The 876-nt window shown below is 39.8% G+C and carries 1 protein-coding gene; it reads right to left on the bottom strand.

Features of this window, described 5'->3' with window-relative positions:
* Positions 1-29 precede the first annotated feature (29 nt).
* Positions 30-876: hypothetical protein (locus HMPREF2991_RS04510; protein ID WP_070683595.1), on the bottom strand; the 847-nt coding region annotated here is incomplete at its 5' end.

Here is an 876-nt window from a genome sequence, read left to right as displayed (position 1 = left end):
GAGATTATCCGGATTAATTTTCTTATTACTCACTCTTTATCACTCCCGTCTGGTCTATAATAGTCTATATTTCTAAGGGCAGGATGTTGCTCCAACCAGGCATTCGCCTCTTGGCTGTTACGAATCTGAACATCTGAGACTTCCCCATCATCATTCAGTCCATAAACGGTTAGAATTTCTTCTCCTTTAGGGGCAAACCAATGCAGAAGGGTATCAAACCACTCATCCGGTGTGACCTTATCTGGACGGATATAAAGCGACCAATTCTGATTGATGAGTTTATCTTCGATGTCCGGATAAAGGCTGTAGAGGTTGATATTAGAATCTGGGGTACTTCCTTCATGCTTATCTGCAAGTATCTTATTCGAAGGATCATAATAACCCTTAGAGTCTATAACCTTATCGTAGTTTGTTGTTCTTGCGGTAGCGCTTATATCAGAGCTCCTTCCAAACTTTGTATCTTTTGGAAGTTCCACCACTTCTTCCGTCTTCAAATTGAGATAGACTGTTCTGATTACCCAATTTTCTTCATCCGTTAAATCTCTAATTTCTAACCCAAAGTAATGAGTGTCCCCAACGTAATAGGAGTCAATCAGTCTTGCAGGAACGCTTTTCTGATTGTAGCTTCGCACTGCCTGAAAAAGGTCAATCTTTCGCTCTGGCAAGCCCTCCTCGTCTAAATTATACAAAATCAAGTTCCAATACTCTCCCTCCATCTGAAGATGAGGGATTTCATGTATCTTTCCTTCTTCCTCTACTATAAAAGTCTTGTACTCATCTGTGATCGCATATGTTTTACTGACAAAGAAACTCCCTTTATTGCCAGACGCAAGGACATATTGGTTCTTATCTCCAAATAGTTGAAAATTTGATTTT

Origin of the sequence: Streptococcus sp. HMSC072D07 (assembly GCF_001814835.1) — a bacterium.
In the GTDB taxonomy this organism is placed as follows: domain Bacteria; phylum Bacillota; class Bacilli; order Lactobacillales; family Streptococcaceae; genus Streptococcus.
Note: the sequence above shows the minus strand (reverse complement) of the source record. Positions and strands in the feature narration are given on the sequence as shown.